Consider the following 15,001-nt stretch of genomic DNA (forward strand, 5'->3'; position numbering starts at 1 on the left):
CGCGGCGCCGGCTACTCCTCCTCACCGCGGGCCCGGGTGATCACCTCCTCCAGGCGCAAAGGGCTCGCCGGGTGGTGCGACAGGCACAGCGGCGTCGCCACCTGGCGGAACCCGAACGCCTCCCCCGCCACGTAGAACTGCGCCCGCTCCAGCCGCGAGATGTCCGCGACCGGGCTTCCCTTCGCCCGGGCCAGCTCGTTGGCCGCCGCGATCTGGGCCGGGCTGTTCAGGCGGCCGAAGAACTGCGTCATCGCGTTGCCGACCACCTGGTTGTGCAGCCCCTTGGGCGCCTGCGTGGCGAACAGCAGGCCCAGGCCGTACTTGCGGGCCTGCGACGCGAGGACGATCGTGCTGCGCGTACTCGCCGTCAGGGTGCCCGACGCCGCCATCGTCTGGGCTTCGTCCATCACGAACAGCGCGCCCAGCGGCCGGTCGCCCGCCGGGTTGCGCTTGACCCACGCGAACAGCTCCATCTGCAGCTGGTTGACGAAGTTCTGCCGCTGTTCGTCCGCCTGCAGGCCGACGAAGCTGATCACCGACACCCGGGCCCGCTTGCCGGCCGCCGGGGTCAGCAGCACGCCCGGGTCGACCGGTTCGCCGCCGCCCGCGAACAGCGGGTCGTTGACCATCGCGGCCTTCAGCACCTCGGCCAGGCCGGCCGCGATGCGCGGGGCGTCGTTGAGGTTGCTGACGTCCTCGGGCAGCTCGGTCAGCAGCTCGATGAGCTCGGCCAGGCTGCGCGACCCGGTCCGCGCGTGCCGGACGACCGCCTGCCGCAGCACCGCGAGGCCGATGTTCGTCTTCGCCGTGCTCCCGGTGAGCCGGGCCTGCGGTGCCAGGGTCGCGACGGCCACCTCGACCGCCGCCGCGAACTCGTCGGAGTCGTCGAGGACGCCGGCGAAGTCGGGCAGCGGCTGGAACGCGAGCGGCCGCCCGGTGGCCCGCCCCGGCGTCCAGACGACGACGTCGGTTTCGGCCAGGTACCGCTTCGCGAGCTGGGCGTCATCGGGCCCCCACCCGTCGGGCGGCGTGGGCCAGGCGTCACCCAGCCGGGCGAGGTCGTTGTTCGGGTCCAGGACGATCGCGGAGACGCCCAGCAGAGCGCACTCCTCCACGATCCGCCGCAGCAGCACGGTCTTCCCCGAACCGGACCCGGCGAAGACGGCTGCGTGCTTGCGCAGCGCGGAGAGCCCGACCCGCACGGGCTCCCCCGAGCCGACGACGGTCCCGAGCGTGATCTCCCCGTCCGCGGGCGGCGCCACCTCCGCGGGCGGCGGATGGGTCCCTTCGGCGGGCTGCCCCGACGGCTTCTCCGGCAGGACGGCGGACAACAGGTCCGACCGGCTCGCGGGGCGGCGGTCGATCAGCCACTCGTGCAGCTCACGGCCGCCGGTGCCGAGCATCTTCTGCAGCGCGGAGAACGTCCGCACATCGGGCTCGGTGAGCCGGATCGTCTTCCCGCCCGCGGCCGTGAACCGCTCGACTTCCAGTTTCGTCTTGGCCCCGCGTCCCCAGGCCTCCCGGAGGATGATGAGGTGGCGGTTGTCCGCCCCCTGCAGCTGCCCCGCGGCGGACCGGGCCTTGCGGAACCGGCTCAACGCGGCCCGCGGATCCCGCGCCGCGATCGCCCGGAACGCCCAGTGCTCCTGCAGGTCCGCGGCCTCGTCGAGGGTCCGGGAGAGCCAGGCGTGCACCTCGCTGCGCCCGTTCTGGCGCTCACACGACCATTCCAGGTCGTCGTCCCCGACTTCCGTGACCCAGCAGCGCAGGGCCGCGGAAAGGAGATCGGGCATCACCGTGTCCACCGTCTTCTCGGCGAGCAGCTTCCCGGGTTCCGCATCCGCCTGCAGTTTCTCGAACTCCGTGTCCAGGTCGGCGAACCGGTCGGTCTCGACCACGGTGCGCACCGGAGCGGGTGGCACGGCGACCTTCTCGTCGAAGGAGGTGAGCTCTTGGACCTGCCCGGCGCGCAGGCAGAGTTCGATGTGGGCACCGATGCGCTTCAGCAGCTGCCGCGGAGTCCACTGTTCCCAGGGTTCCGCGAACGCCCCGGGCGCGACGGGCCACGTCGGGTGTGGCGGAGTGAATTCCATGGCCTGATAGGCCACGCCGAGCCGCTTCGCCACCAAGGCCCGGCCGACTTCAGCATCGATGATCCGGCCGAGGGTGACCGACTCGCGGAAGCGGTCGGGTACGGTGTTCGCGGCCTTCCGCCTGAGCTGATCCCACGTCGCGGGCAGGCAGGCCACTACGGTCAAGGTCTTCTGCGTGATTTCCCGCAGTCCCATGAGGCCGTCGGCGATCTGCGCCACGAGCAGATCGTCCTCGTCGTCGTCCCCCGCCTCCCGGGTGAGTTTCGTCGACCGCGCGACGAGCGTGTCGAGCTGATCGACAGCGATCACGACCGGTCCGGTCAGCGCCAGCAGGCGGGTGATTTCCTCCACGAGGACGCGCGCCGGCTTCGGCCGCGAGTAGATGTTCCACTGCCGGGCCTCGGGCGTGAGCTGCTCATCCCCGTCGAGGAAGTCGTCCCCGATGTACTTGGCACCGCGGTCGCGGCTGGCGATGAGGACGAGGGCCCGCGCGGTGTCCCCGCATTCGTCGGCGACCATCTCGTCGAGGGACGCCAGCCCGTCCACGAACGCCTCGACGTGCTCCACGGTCAGTCCGCGGCCACGCCGGATCGTCGCCGTGACTTCGGCGTTGACGTGGGTGCGCAGGCAGACGCGCAGCAGGAAGCTCTTCAGCTGCGACTCGCCCGAATCGTCCGGGCGGGCCAGCCCGCGTCGCAGCGCCTCGGCGGTGTTTTCCCAGAACGCGTCGGCCGCAGTGACGTCATCGAGGAAGAAGTACCCCCGCGCGCGGTGCACCTGACGCCGGACGAGGCCCAGCAGATGGGTCTTGCCCACTCCCTTGAGCCCGCGCAGGACGAGTCCGATCGGGCTGGGTCCGTCGCTGGTCACGGCGTCGCGGATGCCGGTGTCGATCGCGGCGAGCGCATCAGCGTGCAAGCCGTCGACGTGGTAGGGCGAGTCCAGCCAGACGTGGTTGGGAGTGTCCGCCCAGTCGAAACTCAGCGTCGCGAGTGCCTTGAGCTCGTCCATCACAGGGCCTCGATCGAGAGCAGGTGGCTGTCCTCACCGCCGATGCGGATCGCCGCCTCGTGGTCGGCCGCGGTGAGCGCCTTGCGGTTGTCCTCCGGGACGAGGTGCACCTTCCCGGCGCGGCTCAGCTCCTTCAGCACGGCGTCGACCTCGTTCGCTGGCGCGCCGAGCTTCGGGCGCAGGTCCACCAGCCCGACCCAGCCACGCGGTTCTTTCACGAGTTCGCGGTACGCGACACGGATGCGTTCCTCGAGGGTGCCAGCCGGAGCGTCTTCGACGACCGGTTCGGCGTCGGGCGTTCCCGTTCCCGTTCCGAAGACGTGGAAAAGCCGCTTGTTCTCGCGCTGGAGGTACCCGTTCAGACCGCCGAGCAGCACATACAGCGCCGACGCCAGCGGGCTCTGCCCCCGCTGCGGAGGCGGGCCGCCCGCCGCCATCTCCTTCTCGCACCAGGCCCACCCGCTGTCGGTCAACAGGTGCACGAAACTCCGCCTCGGCCCGGTCCGATCGCTCTCGACGTACCCGAGCTTGTTCAGGCTGATGCGTTCCGGACCCGTGAGTGTGAACCCCACGACCTCCTCGAGCTCCTTGTTGGGCACCTCGCGGCCCAGCACCATCAGCGTGAACAGCGCAGCGGTTTCCTTGTGCTTCAAGCGATCGGTCATCCGAGATCCTTCCGGTGGTTCGGCTTCGTCGTGGTCCGGGCGCGGGATTCGAGGACACGCAGGAGCCAGTCGACGGTGTTCCGGGTTTCCTCCGGCACCGCCTGGTACCCGTTGCCGTTCGGGGGGCGGGGTTTGATCGCCACCGCCAGGTCGACCGCGAGCTCGTTCGTCCGCACGTCGTCGCCGGCGCCCACCGTCACGGTCAGGCCGTTGACCAGCTCGTCGACGAGGTCCCACCGGGCGGGGCGCAGCCGGGCCACGAGTGCTTCTCGCAGCAGCGCGGGCAGCTTGATCTCTTCCTCCGGCTCGACCAGTGGCGTGAAGCCCTTCAGCTGGTCGACCAGGTCACGGGCCACCTCGGCCGGACCGTGGGACGAACTCAGTCGGAGGTAGCGCAGTGTCCCGACGTGGGCGGGAAACGTGTTCGGGTGCGTGCCCGGCGTCAGCACCGGGATGACGCGCCGGTCCTGGCCGAGGGTTTGGTGGAAGAACAGCTCGACTTCGGCCGACTGCCAGCGGCTCACCTTGCCGTCGACGATGAGGCACAGGTGTTTCGCCTCGTCCTCCGGCCGCTCGAGGAGCGAACGATCGCCCGAGAGCGACTTCACCACCTTGACGCCGCGCCGCTCCAGTTGCACGACCAGTTCGTTCGCCACGGACTGCGCGCTCCGCGGAATGCTGACCCGCAGCTCCCGGCCGAATTCCCGGCGACTGTCGCGGACCGCGGCGACGTAGGCGTCGCGGTTGCGCGCCAGCAGGTCCGTGCGGTCCAGCCGGTGCGCGACCACCGCCGCGACCGTCTCCAGCGCGAACCCGATCTGGTCGGCACTCGGCGTCTCCTCCGCCAGGACCGGCAGCTGCTCCCCGAAAGTCCAGTACGAGACATACGGCATCGTCAGGTGCCGGGACATCGCGTCGACCGTGACCGCCTGGTCGAGCCAGTTCCGGTACAGGTGCGCCGTCTCGTCGACGCACATCTTCCGCCAGGTCTCCGACCGGTCGTACTCTTCGCGGTTGTCGAACCGCGAAAGCACCGGCACCACGCTCAGCCTCGGCCGGTCGAACGGGAGCCGGTTGCGGGCGACGTCCGCCCGCCGGGCGACGTCGACCGCACCCCGGACGCTCTGGAGGTTCGCCGTGTAGACCGCCACCAGGTGGTCGGGCAGGTGGGCGGTGCAGATCCCGCCGATGTCGGAGATCCCGGTCCGGCTGTCTATGAGCACGAAGTCGTAGTGGGCCGTCCAATGCTCACGGCACCGCTCGAGGTAGTCCCCGAACCCGTCGACGTACAGCTCTTCCCAGTCGATCTTCTGGAGCTGCCCGACGTAGTCCGGGTCTTCACGTCCCGCGGCGACGAAGTCGAGCGCGCCGAGACCGGTCAGCCGGACGGCGTGTGCCGAGGGCTCGAAGCGGCCCTCGCGGAAGTCGTCGACGAGGTCCACGACGCCGCTGGTGGGCGCGGCGGCCAGCCGCGGCCGGAAGTAGTCGCCGAGCCCGGGTGCCTCCAGGTCCCAGTCGAGGCACAACACGCGGTTCCCCCAGCGCGCCAGCAGCACCGCGATGTTCGCCAGGGTGAAGCTGCGCCCGACGCCGCCCTTGAACGAGTAGAAGGTGAAGACCGAACCGGGCATCTCGTCAGAACCTCGGTATCCGCACGGGAGAAGGCGCGTCCGGGACCGGCGTGCGCACCGGCCAGTCGTCCCGCCACTCCGGCGCGCGCTCGATGAGCTCTTCCAGCTCCTTCGCGACCTGGCCGATCTCCTGGTGGAACTCGAGGTACGCCTGGGCGGCCTGGAAGTGCTCGTAGGGGAAGTTCCACTCTTGGAGGTCCTTCATACGCCGCTCGTGGGCCCAGTCGGGGAAGTTCCACGAGTCGCAGAAGATCACCGGGTAGATCAACGTCGGGCGTTCGGAGTCCGTCCGGCCGGCAAGGTCCTCGCGTGCCGCCATCGAATGCCACTCGGCCAGGCACCATTCGTCCTTGAAGTACTTCGGGGAACAAACCGGGACCAGGACCCGGGCGCGCTGCAGTGCCGCCCGCGCCGTGGCCGGCCAGTTCCCACCGGTCCGGACGTGGTCGTCGAAGAAAATCTTCACATCGCGGTAGAGAGTGTTGTCGAGCGCCTCGGACAACCGCCGGTGAAAATGGTTCTTGACCCACGCCGACAGGTCTCCCGCGGTGCGCCGATAGCTGATGAACACGTCGTACTCGTACACGCGTGTCTTCGCTCCTTCGCCGCTCCCCACCAGGCGGGTCCGATCCTAGATCCGCTGCACTCCATCGAAGAAGGCGGGAAACCTGACAGATCCAGGACAATAACTGGCCACACCGGTCACATCGACGAAAAAGGCGCCTTGACAAATCTTCCCGACACGGATAGATGACAGTCGGAAGCCGACTTCTTGGACGCGAAGCGTTTCCGGAATACCGATCTCCCGGATCGGTGAATCACCGACCGATCTCGAGGGGAACCCGATGTCCGACCGAAAAGTACCCAGGGTGTTCATCACCTACGCGCACGACACCCCGGAGCACAAAGCCCTCGTGGAAAGGTTCGCGACGTTCCTGCGCGGCGTCATCGGTTTGGACGTGCACCTCGACTCGTGGTACGACAACGTCCGCCGCGACTGGTCCCTCTGGGCCACCCAGCACCTGAGCGAGGCCGACTTCATCCTGGTCATCGCTTCCGCCGAGTACAAGCGCCGCGCCGACGGCACGGCGATGCCCCACGAGGGGCGGGGCTCCCAGTTCGAGGCCGCGATCATCCGGGACAACCTGACCCGTGACCTGCGCCGGGAGACCGAGCGGGTACTGCCCGTCGTCCTGCCGGGCCGCTCGGTAGACGAGATCCCGACCTTCCTCAACGGTCATTCGACGACGAGGTACCACGTCGGCTCGTTCACCGAAGCCGGCGTCGCCGAGCTCCTCGCGGCGATCACCGGGCAGGGGCAGTACCCGATGCCCCGCCGCGGGGCCTGGCTCGGCGGGGAACGGGAACCGGTGCTCGCCGGCGAACTGCCGTGGACCTGCACCAGCCACGGCGTGCGACGGGGTGCGGCATCGATCGACGGGGTGGAGTACGAGAACAGCATCGTCCTGCGGCCGACCACGCCGGCCGCCACCGGATCGGGCTTCGTCGAACTCGATCTGGACGGCCACTACCAGCGGTTCACCACAGTCGCCGGAGTACTCGATGACGCCCGTGATCCCTTCCAGGTCGGGCGCATCCTGGTGATGCTCGACGGAAAGCGCCGCTCCGAACACGACGTCGCAGCCGGGAAGCCGGCGACGATCGACCTCGACGTCACCGGCGCCCGCCTGCTCCGGCTCGAGATGTCGCGGCCGGGCGTACCGGCTTCGCAGCTCCGCTCCAACGCCGTCTTCATGACCCGCAGGGGTGGACGGCCGCCCGAGCTGGCCCTCGGGGATCCGACCGTCACCTAAGGCGTGATGACCACCTTCAGCGCCGAGTTCGCGGCCGCGTTGGCGAACACCTCATAAGCCTCTTCCATCTGCGCGAACGTGAACCGGTGGGTCCCCATCCGCTCGGCCGGGATGCGGCCCGATGCCACCATCTTCAGCAACGTCGGGATCGAGGCCGTGTCCACCAGGCCCATCGTCAGCGTCAGGTTCTGGATCCACATGTCCTGCATCGGCAGCTCGACCGGGACGCCGTGCACGCCGATGTTCGCGATGCGGCCGCCCGGGCGGACCAGCGACGCCGCCGTCAGCAGCGTCTCCGGGTAGCCCACCGCTTCGATCGCCACGTCCACACCCAGGCCGTCGGTCAGCGCCTGGACGTCCGACAAAACACCCGGGCCTGCTTCGAACGCGTCCGTCGCGCCGAACTCCAGGGCCTTCTCCAAGCGGAACTTGTTGGAGTCCACCGCGATCACCTTCGACGCGCCCCACAGGCCCGTGGTCAGGATCGCCGCCAGCCCGACCGCGCCGGCGCCGACCACTGCCACCGTGTCGCCCGGGCGGACGCGGCCGGCCAGGACGCCCACCTCGTACCCGGTGGGCAGCGAGTCGGCCAGGAAGATCGCCTGGTCGTTCGTGACGTCGTCGGGGACCGCGTACAGCGACGTGTCCGCGAAGGGCACGCGCACCAACTCGGCCTGCGTGCCGTCGATGAGGTGCCCGAAGATCCAGCCGATCCCACCGACCGTCTGGCAGTGCGACGGCATCCCGCGCCCGCAGTATTCGCAGCGCCCGCACTGGGTGATGGCCGGGACCAGCACGCGGTCGCCGACCGCGAACGCCCGGACCGCGTCGCCGACCGCGGTCACCGTGCCGACCGCTTCGTGGCCGAGGATCCGGCCGTCGGTGACCGCGGCGACGTCGCCCTGCAGGATGTGCAGGTCGGTGCCGCAGATCGTGGTGGTGTCGACGCGCACGACCACGTCGGTCGGTTCCCGGACGGCGGCGTCCGGGACGTCTTCCCAAGCCTTCGCCCCCGGACCGTGGTAGACCAGCGCCTTCATCGTCGCCTCCGTCGGCCGCCCGGCGCCCGTGGCCGAGCACGGCCGAACCTGACGCTAGGACCGGGGAAGGCGCCCGGCTGTCGCAATTTGAGATTCAGGCGTTGCGGGCCATGAACGTCCGGGCGTCGCCTTCGGCAGGGTCGACGAAGACGATGTCGTCCGGCCGTCGCCGCGGGACGTCGATCGCCAGCACCACCAGGGGTTCGGCGGTGATCCGGGGGAAGCCGTGCACCTTCCGCCGCTCGAAGCAGAGGAACATCCCCGGCCGCGCCTCGAACTCCTCGCCGTCGAGGTGGAACGTGCCACCGCCGCTGAGGAGGTACAGGTGCTCGTCGCACTCCTCGTGGTAGTGCAGCGGAACCTCCCGGTAGATCCGGAAGATCCGGGCGCTGGCCGACGGCTTGTCGACGAAGTACTTGTCCACCAGCATGGTTTCCGCGGATTCCGGCAGGGCCGCGGCCTCCGCGTGGACGTCGAAGACGCTCTGGCTGTTGTCGCTCTCCATGCCGTCAAGCTAACGCCCGGCACGCGGCCAGGTCGACCGCGCGCAACGCCGCGCCCACGCCCGCGAGCGCCACCGCGTTCATCGACAACGACGTGACTCCCAGCCCCGCCAGCACCGGCGCCAACGCCGGATCCGCCGCGGCCTCGCCGCACACCCCCACCGGTTTCCCCGCCGCCGCACCGGCTTGTGCGACCAGTCCGACGAGCCGCAGCAACGCCGGCTGGTGCGGGTCGTTCAACTCGGCCACGGCGCCGAGCTGGCGGTCCGCGGCGAAGACGTACTGCGCGAGGTCGTTCGTACCCAGCGAGACGAAATCGACCTCGGCGAGGATTTCCGCCGCGCACAGCGCCGCCGCCGGGATCTCGATCATCACTCCCACGCGGGCGATTCCGGCCGCGCGCGCCCGCGACGCGAACCAGGCCGCTTCCGCCGCCGTCGCGACCATCGGGGCCATCACGGACAGCTCGGCCCCGGTGTCGGCCGCCGCCGCGGCGATCGCGCTCAGCTGACGGTCCAGCACGTCCGGCCGGTCGAACGCGACCCGCAGGCCGCGGACGCCGAGCGCGGGGTTCGGTTCCGGACCCATCTCCAGGAACGCGAGCGGTTTGTCTGAACCGGCGTCCAGGGTCCGGACGACGACCGGTTTCCCGCCGAACGGCGCCAGCACCGCCGCGTAGGCCGCACGCTGCGCGGACTCCGTCGGTTCCGAAGTCGCCGACAGGTAGCAGAACTCCGTGCGGAACAGCCCGATGCCTTCGGCGCCGGCCGCCGCGGCGGCGCGGGCGTCCGAGGCCGAGCCGACGTTGGCGAGCAGCTTCACGCGGTGGCCGTCGGCGAGCCGGCCGACGCCGTCCCACTCCGGGCGGGACGTCCGCGCCGGCGCCACCACCCGGCCGTCGGACGGCGATACCGTGCCCGCGGAACCGTCGACCACGAGCCCGGGGCCGGCCAGCCCCAGAACGCCGGAGCACGCGACGACGGCGGGAATGCCCAGCGCCCGGGCCAGGATCGCGGTGTGGCTCGTCGGCCCGCCCTCTTCCGTCACCAGCGCGAGCACGAGATCCGGGTCGAGCCCGGCGGTGTCGGCCGGCGCGAGGTCGCGCGCCACCAGGACGCTCGGCGACGTCAGTTCCGGGACACCGGGCGGGGCCAGCCCGGACAGGGAGGCGACGATCCGGTCGCGGACGTCGGCGACATCCGCGACGCGTTCGGCCATGTACCCGCCTGCTGCCCGCAACGCCGTCATGAACTCCCCCGCCGCCTCCCACACCGCGCGCGGCGCCGGCAGCGAGCGTTCCCGCACCAGCCGTTCCGCCGAGGCGACCAGTGCCGGGTCCGCCGCCATCGCCGCCGTGGTCTCCAGGACCGATCGGGCATCGCCGGACACGGAACGGGCACGATCGGACAGCGCCGCGGCGACCGATTCCGCCGCCGGCCCGATCTTGCCCGCCTCCACCACGAGATCTCCCGAGACCGCCGAAGCGTCGGGTTCCCGCAGGTCAGCGACCACGACGACGCGCGGACCGGCGACCCGGCCGGGGCTGACTCCGACTCCGGACAACTGCATGGCGGGGACCTCCGAGCGCAAAGGATCTCGTAACTGGGGATTGACAGTACGGTAACAACGGGCACAATCAAACTGCAACGGGCAAACATCGGAGAGGAACGGGCATGTACGCCGCCGAACGGCATCAGCTCCTGGCACAACGCGCACGGCGCGACGGCCGGGTCGACGTCAACGACGTCGCGACCGAACTCGGTGTCGCCCCCGAGACCATCCGCCGCGACCTCGGCGTCCTCGAACGCCAGGGCGTCGTCCGCCGCGTCTACGGCGGCGCCGTCGCGGTCGAGCGGCTCGACTTCGAACCCGAGGTCGCGCAGCGGGACCGGACCAACGCCGCCGAGAAGGACGCGATCGCCCGGGCCGCGCTGGACCTGGTGCCCGACCGCGGGTCGATCCTGCTCGACGCGGGCACGACCACCAGCAGGCTCGCGACGCTCCTGCCCGCCGACCGCGAGCTGACGGTGATCACCAACTCGATCCCGGTCGCCTCGATCCTGGCCACCCGCCCGGGCATCACGCTGCACATCCTCGGCGGCCGCGTCCGCGGGACGACGCTCGCCGCCGTCGAAGCGTGGACGCTGCACGCGCTCGACGGCCTGCTCGTCGACGTCGCTTTCCTCGGCGCCAACGGCTTCTCCGCCGAGCACGGCTGCACGACACCGGACATGGCCGAGTCCGCGGTGAAGGCCGCCGTGGTCGCCGCCGCCCGCAAGCGGGTGCTGCTGGCCGACCACAGCAAGTACGGCACCGACCAGCTCAGCCGGTTCGCGCGGCTGGCCGAGATCGACGTCCTGGTCACCGACAGCGGTCTCGACGCGGGCGCCGTGGCCGAGCTCGAAGAGGCGGGCCCGGAGGTGGTGCTGGCGTGATCGTCACCGTGACCCCGAACCCGAGCCTCGACCGGACCGCCCGGCTGGCCGAGCTGCGCCGCGGCGAAGTCATCCGCGCTGAGGCCGTGCGGCTCGACCCCGGCGGCAAGGGCGTCAACGTCGCCCGCGCGCTGGCCGCCGCCGGCACCCCGACCGTCGCGCTCCTGCCCGCCGGCGGCCTGGTCGGCGAACGGCTGGCCGATCTGCTCGCCCCCGAAGGCGTCCCGGTCGTCGCGGTGCCGATCGCCGGGACGACCCGCAGCAACATCACGCTCGTCGAAGCCGACGGGACCACGACGAAGATCAACGAACCGGGCCCGGAGATCTCCCCCGCCGAGCTCGCCACCCTCGAACGCCGCGCCGTCGAGCTGGCCGCACGGGCGGAATGGCTGGTCTGCTGCGGAAGCCTGCCCGCCGGTGTGCCCGACGACTTCTACGCGCGGCTCACGAAACTGGCCCACGACGCCGGGACGAAGGTCGCCGTCGACACCTCCGGCGCACCGCTCGCCGCCGCCATCGCGGGCGGCCCGGACCTCATCAAGCCGAACCTCGACGAGCTGACCGAGCTCGCCGGGCACCCGCTGCCGCTGCTCGGCGACGTCGTCGCCTTCTGCCGCGAGCTGATCGCCGGTGGCGTCGGCCGCGTGCTGGTCAGCCTCGGCGCGCGCGGCGCCGTGCTCGTCGAGGAGACCGAAACCTGCCACGCGCTCGGCCCGCTGGTCGCCGTGCGCAGCACCGTCGGCGCCGGAGACGCCGCACTCGCCGGGTTCCTCCACGCGGGAGGAGCCGGCCCCGGAGCCCTGCGGACCGCGGTCGCCTACGGCACCGCCGCGGTCACGCAGGAGGGCAGCCGCATGCCCACCCCGCACGACGTGCACCCCGACCAGGTGCGCGTGCTCGACACCGATCCCACCCTCACCCTCAGCGGAGCCGCCGCATGACCACCCCAGACCTGATCACCGCCGACCTGGTCGACCTCGGGCTCGACGCCGCCGACAAACGGGCCGTCGTCCGCTCGCTGGCCGAGCGGCTCGTCTCCGCCGGCCGGGTGACCGACCTCGACCTCTTCCTCAAGGACGTCGCCGCCCGCGAAGAGCAGATGGCCACCGGGCTCGAAGGCGGCATCGGCATCCCGCACTGCCGTTCGGCCGCGGTCACCGTGCCGACGCTGGCGTTCGGTCGCAGCGCCGCGGGCGTCGACTTCGGCGCCCCGGACGGCCCAGCGACGCTGATCTTCCTCATCGCCGCGCCCGAAGGCGGCGGCAGCGAGCACCTCAAGGTCCTGGCCGCGCTCGCCCGCCGGCTCGTCCGGGCGGAGTTCAAGCAGAACCTGCTCGACGCCACCGACGCGGTGGCCGTCGCCGAGTACATCCGCCAGGAGGTGTCCTGACCATGAAGTTCGTCGCCATCACCGCCTGTCCCACCGGGATCGCGCACACGTACATGGCCGCCGAGTCGCTGGAGCAGACCGCGAAGGCCAACGGCGACACGATCGTCGTCGAGACCCAGGGTTCGGCCGGGTCCGATCCACTGTCCGCCGAAGACATCGCGAGCGCGGACGCCGTCATCTTCGCCGCGGACCTCGCGGTGCAGGGCCGTGAACGCTTCGCCGGCAAGCCGATCGTCGAGGCGCCGGTCAAGGCCGCGATCAACGACGCCGCCGGGCTGTTCGAACGCGCGAAGGCCGCGGCCCGGGAGCCCGTCGCCGCGGGGGCGCCCGCCACCCCGGAGCTCACCTCGAAGGTCGGCGCGAACGACAAGACCGGCACCCGGATCCGCCAGTGGCTGATGACCGGCGTCAGCTACCTCATCCCGTTCGTCGCCGCGGGCGGGCTGCTGATCGCATTGAGTTTCGCTTTGGGTGGCTACAAGATCGTCGACGCGCCGAAGGTCACTGAACATTTCGACGCGGGTTCGGTCGCCGGCTGGGCCGCGCTGATGTTCCAGATCGGCAGTGCCGCGTTCGACTTCCTGGTGCCGGTGCTGGCCGGGTTCATCGCGTTCGCGATGGCCGACCGCCCGGCGATCGCCCCCGGTTTCGTGGGCGGCGCGATCGCCGTCACCGTCGGCGCCGGGTTCCTCGGCGGTCTCGTCGCGGGCCTCCTGGCCGGTGGCGTCGTGCTGGCGCTGAAGCGGATCCAGGTGCCCAAGGCGATGCGCGGCATCATGCCGGTGGTCGTCTACCCGCTGCTCGGGTCCATTGTGGTCGGTGTCCTGATGTACGTTGTGGTCGGCAAGCCGATCGCGGCGGCGACGTCGGGCCTGACGAACTGGTTGAACAGCCTCAGCGGCGTCAGCGCGCTGCTGCTGGGCGCGCTGCTCGGCCTGATGATGGCGTTCGACATGGGCGGCCCGGTCAACAAGGCGGCGTACGCGTTCGCGGTCGGCGGCCTGACCACCGGCGCGACGGCGTCGCTGCAGATCATGGCCGCGGTGATGGCGGCGGGCATGGTGCCGCCACTGGCGCTGGCGTTGGCGTCCACTGTGCGGAAGAAGCTGTTCACGGAGGCCGAACGCGAGAACGGCCGCGCGGCGTGGCTGCTGGGAGCGTCGTTCATCACCGAGGGCGCGATCCCCTTCGCCGCGGCGGACCCGTTCCGCGTGATCCCGTCGATCATGCTCGGTTCGGCGGTGACGGGCTCGCTGTCGATGGCCTTCGGCGCGACCCTGCGCGCCCCGCACGGCGGGATCTTCGTGCTCCCGTTGATCGGCAGCCCGCTGCTGTTCGTGCTGGCGCTGGTCGCGGGCACCGCGGTCGCCGCCGGTTCGGTGATCCTGCTGAAGCAGGCGCGTTTCCGCGCATCCGAACGTTCCGCCGCCGTTTCCGGCCAGCCCGTCAGCGCGTGAAGGAGTCCACTGTGTACCAACGCCGAACGCTCGTCGCCAGCACGGTCGGGTTGCACGCCCGGCCGGCGGGCCTGGTCGCTCGCGCGGCTGCCAGTCAGCCCGCGAAGGTGAAGATCGCCAAGATCACGGGTGGTGTGGTGGGCGACCCGGTCGACGCGGCCAGCGTCCTCGGGTTGATGACGCTGGGCGCGGGACATGGGGACGAGGTCGAATTGACCGCCGATGGTGACGCTGCTCAGGAGTCCGTCGACGCCTTGGCCGAGTTGATCGCCCGGGACCTGGACGCGTAACCCGTCAGGCCGGGCCGAGCAAAGCCAGCGACGCCCGTACCGCGACCTCCGTGACGTCCCCCGCTCGCCCGCCGTCCTCCACAGTTGTCGCGATCAGCTCCCGCAGCCCACCCAGGAGCATGATCGCCAGCTGGCGGGACGGCGGGCTGATCCCCGCCGCGCGCAACTCAGGCGTGTCCGTCAACCGCTGCGTCATCGCGATGAACCCCTCCATCGCCTCGCGCTGCAAGTCGCGGGCCTGGGCTCCCAGGGCCGGGACGTCGCGGATCCAGCTCAGCGTGATCGCCGGCTCGGACTCCGCGGACGCGATCCACGCCTCGATCGCCTGGCGCACCTGGAGAGCCCAGGGTGCGCGCGGGTCGACCGCGTCGGAGATCTGCTGGATCATCGACCGGTTCGCCTCCGCCAGCAGCGCGATCAGGCACTCCTCGCGACTGGAAAAGTGCTCGTAGAACGTCCGGCGGGACGTGCGCGCCCGGCGGACGACGTCGGCGACCGTCGTCTCGCGGAAGCCGCCCGCGGTGATCGACGCGGCCAGGCCGTCCAGCAGCCGCTGGCGGCGGGTGTCGACGTCCACGAAAGTCACGCTATCGCCCTCCATCTTGAAACGTGATGGTACACCGGCGTACCGTACCGACGGTACGTTCGCGTACCACCACCTTCGGGAGGGTC

At 70.9% G+C, this 15,001-nt stretch carries 14 protein-coding genes; 6 read left to right on the forward strand and 8 right to left on the reverse strand.

Annotation, left to right across the window (positions count from 1 at the left end; translation table 11 throughout):
* Positions 1–11: 11 nt before the first annotated feature.
* From QQ657_RS48695 to QQ657_RS48710, 4 genes are read right to left on the reverse strand one after another with little or no spacing between them, the layout of a single operon-like run.
* Positions 12–3,104: an ATP-binding protein gene (locus QQ657_RS48695; RefSeq protein WP_284749254.1), complete on the reverse strand. Its 3,093-nt coding sequence runs from the start codon at positions 3,102–3,104 to the stop codon at positions 12–14.
* Positions 3,104–3,769 carry a hypothetical protein gene (locus QQ657_RS48700; RefSeq protein ID WP_284749255.1) on the reverse strand — a complete coding sequence of 222 codons (666 nt, stop codon included), beginning with the start codon at positions 3,767–3,769 and terminating at the stop codon, positions 3,104–3,106. Before QQ657_RS48700 ends, QQ657_RS48695 begins: the two co-directional genes overlap by 1 nt.
* A complete protein-coding gene (locus QQ657_RS48705) occupies positions 3,766–5,400 on the reverse strand; it encodes a KGGVGR-motif variant AAA ATPase (protein ID WP_284749256.1) in 1,635 nt (544 codons plus the stop codon). The genes QQ657_RS48700 and QQ657_RS48705 overlap by 4 nt, the downstream gene beginning before the upstream one ends.
* Before the next feature lie 4 nt (positions 5,401–5,404).
* A complete protein-coding gene (locus QQ657_RS48710; RefSeq protein ID WP_284749257.1) occupies positions 5,405–5,986 on the reverse strand; it encodes a TIR domain-containing protein in 582 nt (193 codons plus the stop codon).
* 259 nt (positions 5,987–6,245) lie between these two features.
* On the opposite strand from QQ657_RS48710, the gene QQ657_RS48715 reads away from it, so the two are divergent.
* Positions 6,246–7,214 carry an SEFIR domain-containing protein gene (locus QQ657_RS48715; RefSeq protein WP_284749258.1) on the forward strand — a complete coding sequence of 323 codons (969 nt, stop codon included), beginning with the start codon at positions 6,246–6,248 and terminating at the stop codon, positions 7,212–7,214.
* On the opposite strand, the gene QQ657_RS48720 is transcribed toward QQ657_RS48715, so the two are convergent.
* From QQ657_RS48720 to QQ657_RS48730, 3 genes are all read right to left on the reverse strand, one after another.
* On the reverse strand, positions 7,211–8,254 hold the full coding sequence (locus QQ657_RS48720) for a zinc-binding dehydrogenase (RefSeq protein ID WP_284749259.1): 1,044 nt from the start codon (positions 8,252–8,254) through the stop codon (positions 7,211–7,213). The genes QQ657_RS48715 and QQ657_RS48720 overlap by 4 nt on opposite strands.
* 94 nt (positions 8,255–8,348) lie before the next feature.
* Positions 8,349–8,759 (reverse strand): cupin domain-containing protein, encoded by a 411-nt coding sequence (locus QQ657_RS48725; protein WP_284749260.1) that lies wholly within the window; start codon positions 8,757–8,759, stop codon positions 8,349–8,351.
* A 4-nt stretch (positions 8,760–8,763) separates the two neighbouring features.
* Positions 8,764–10,326, reverse strand: a complete 1,563-nt coding sequence (locus tag QQ657_RS48730) for a phosphoenolpyruvate--protein phosphotransferase (RefSeq protein WP_284749261.1) — start codon at positions 10,324–10,326, stop codon at positions 8,764–8,766.
* 104 nt (positions 10,327–10,430) lie between these two features.
* On the opposite strand from QQ657_RS48730, the gene QQ657_RS48735 reads away from it, so the two are divergent.
* From QQ657_RS48735 to QQ657_RS48755, 5 genes are read left to right on the forward strand one after another with little or no spacing between them, the layout of a single operon-like run.
* Positions 10,431–11,192, forward strand: a complete 762-nt coding sequence (locus tag QQ657_RS48735) for a DeoR/GlpR family DNA-binding transcription regulator (RefSeq protein WP_284749262.1) — start codon at positions 10,431–10,433, stop codon at positions 11,190–11,192.
* Positions 11,189–12,133 carry a 1-phosphofructokinase gene (pfkB, locus tag QQ657_RS48740; RefSeq protein WP_284749263.1) on the forward strand — a complete coding sequence of 315 codons (945 nt, stop codon included), beginning with the start codon at positions 11,189–11,191 and terminating at the stop codon, positions 12,131–12,133. Before QQ657_RS48735 ends, pfkB begins: the two co-directional genes overlap by 4 nt.
* The gene (locus QQ657_RS48745) at positions 12,130–12,582 is read left to right on the forward strand and encodes a PTS sugar transporter subunit IIA (RefSeq protein ID WP_284749264.1); all 453 of its coding nucleotides are present in this window, start codon (positions 12,130–12,132) and stop codon (positions 12,580–12,582) included. The genes pfkB and QQ657_RS48745 overlap by 4 nt, the downstream gene beginning before the upstream one ends.
* Before the next feature lie 2 nt (positions 12,583–12,584).
* Positions 12,585–14,039 (forward strand): PTS fructose transporter subunit IIC, encoded by a 1,455-nt coding sequence (locus tag QQ657_RS48750; protein WP_284749265.1) that lies wholly within the window; start codon positions 12,585–12,587, stop codon positions 14,037–14,039.
* 11 nt (positions 14,040–14,050) lie between these two features.
* Positions 14,051–14,329, forward strand: a complete 279-nt coding sequence (locus QQ657_RS48755) for an HPr family phosphocarrier protein (protein WP_284749266.1) — start codon at positions 14,051–14,053, stop codon at positions 14,327–14,329.
* A 4-nt stretch (positions 14,330–14,333) separates the two neighbouring features.
* On the opposite strand, the gene QQ657_RS48760 is transcribed toward QQ657_RS48755, so the two are convergent.
* Entirely contained in the window at positions 14,334–14,915 is a 582-nt protein-coding gene (locus tag QQ657_RS48760; RefSeq protein ID WP_284749267.1) for a TetR/AcrR family transcriptional regulator, read from the reverse strand.
* Between the last annotated feature and the right edge of the window lie 86 nt (positions 14,916–15,001).

Origin of the sequence: Amycolatopsis ponsaeliensis, assembly GCF_030182635.1 — a bacterium.
GTDB lineage: Bacteria > Actinomycetota > Actinomycetes > Mycobacteriales > Pseudonocardiaceae > Amycolatopsis > Amycolatopsis ponsaeliensis.

Coding starts and splice junctions, on each gene's coding strand:
- QQ657_RS48730 (WP_284749261.1), bottom strand. CDS start 10,326: ATGCAGTTGTCCGGAGTCGGAGTCAGCCCCGGCCGGGTCGCCGGTCCG.
- QQ657_RS48725 (WP_284749260.1), bottom strand. CDS start 8,759: ATGGAGAGCGACAACAGCCAGAGCGTCTTCGACGTCCACGCGGAGGCC.
- QQ657_RS48715 (WP_284749258.1), top strand. CDS start 6,246: ATGTCCGACCGAAAAGTACCCAGGGTGTTCATCACCTACGCGCACGAC.
- QQ657_RS48705 (WP_284749256.1), bottom strand. CDS start 5,400: ATGCCCGGTTCGGTCTTCACCTTCTACTCGTTCAAGGGCGGCGTCGGG.
- QQ657_RS48750 (WP_284749265.1), top strand. CDS start 12,585: ATGAAGTTCGTCGCCATCACCGCCTGTCCCACCGGGATCGCGCACACG.
- QQ657_RS48720 (WP_284749259.1), bottom strand. CDS start 8,254: ATGAAGGCGCTGGTCTACCACGGTCCGGGGGCGAAGGCTTGGGAAGAC.
- QQ657_RS48735 (WP_284749262.1), top strand. CDS start 10,431: ATGTACGCCGCCGAACGGCATCAGCTCCTGGCACAACGCGCACGGCGC.
- QQ657_RS48700 (WP_284749255.1), bottom strand. CDS start 3,769: ATGACCGATCGCTTGAAGCACAAGGAAACCGCTGCGCTGTTCACGCTG.
- QQ657_RS48695 (WP_284749254.1), bottom strand. CDS start 3,104: ATGGACGAGCTCAAGGCACTCGCGACGCTGAGTTTCGACTGGGCGGAC.
- QQ657_RS48745 (WP_284749264.1), top strand. CDS start 12,130: ATGACCACCCCAGACCTGATCACCGCCGACCTGGTCGACCTCGGGCTC.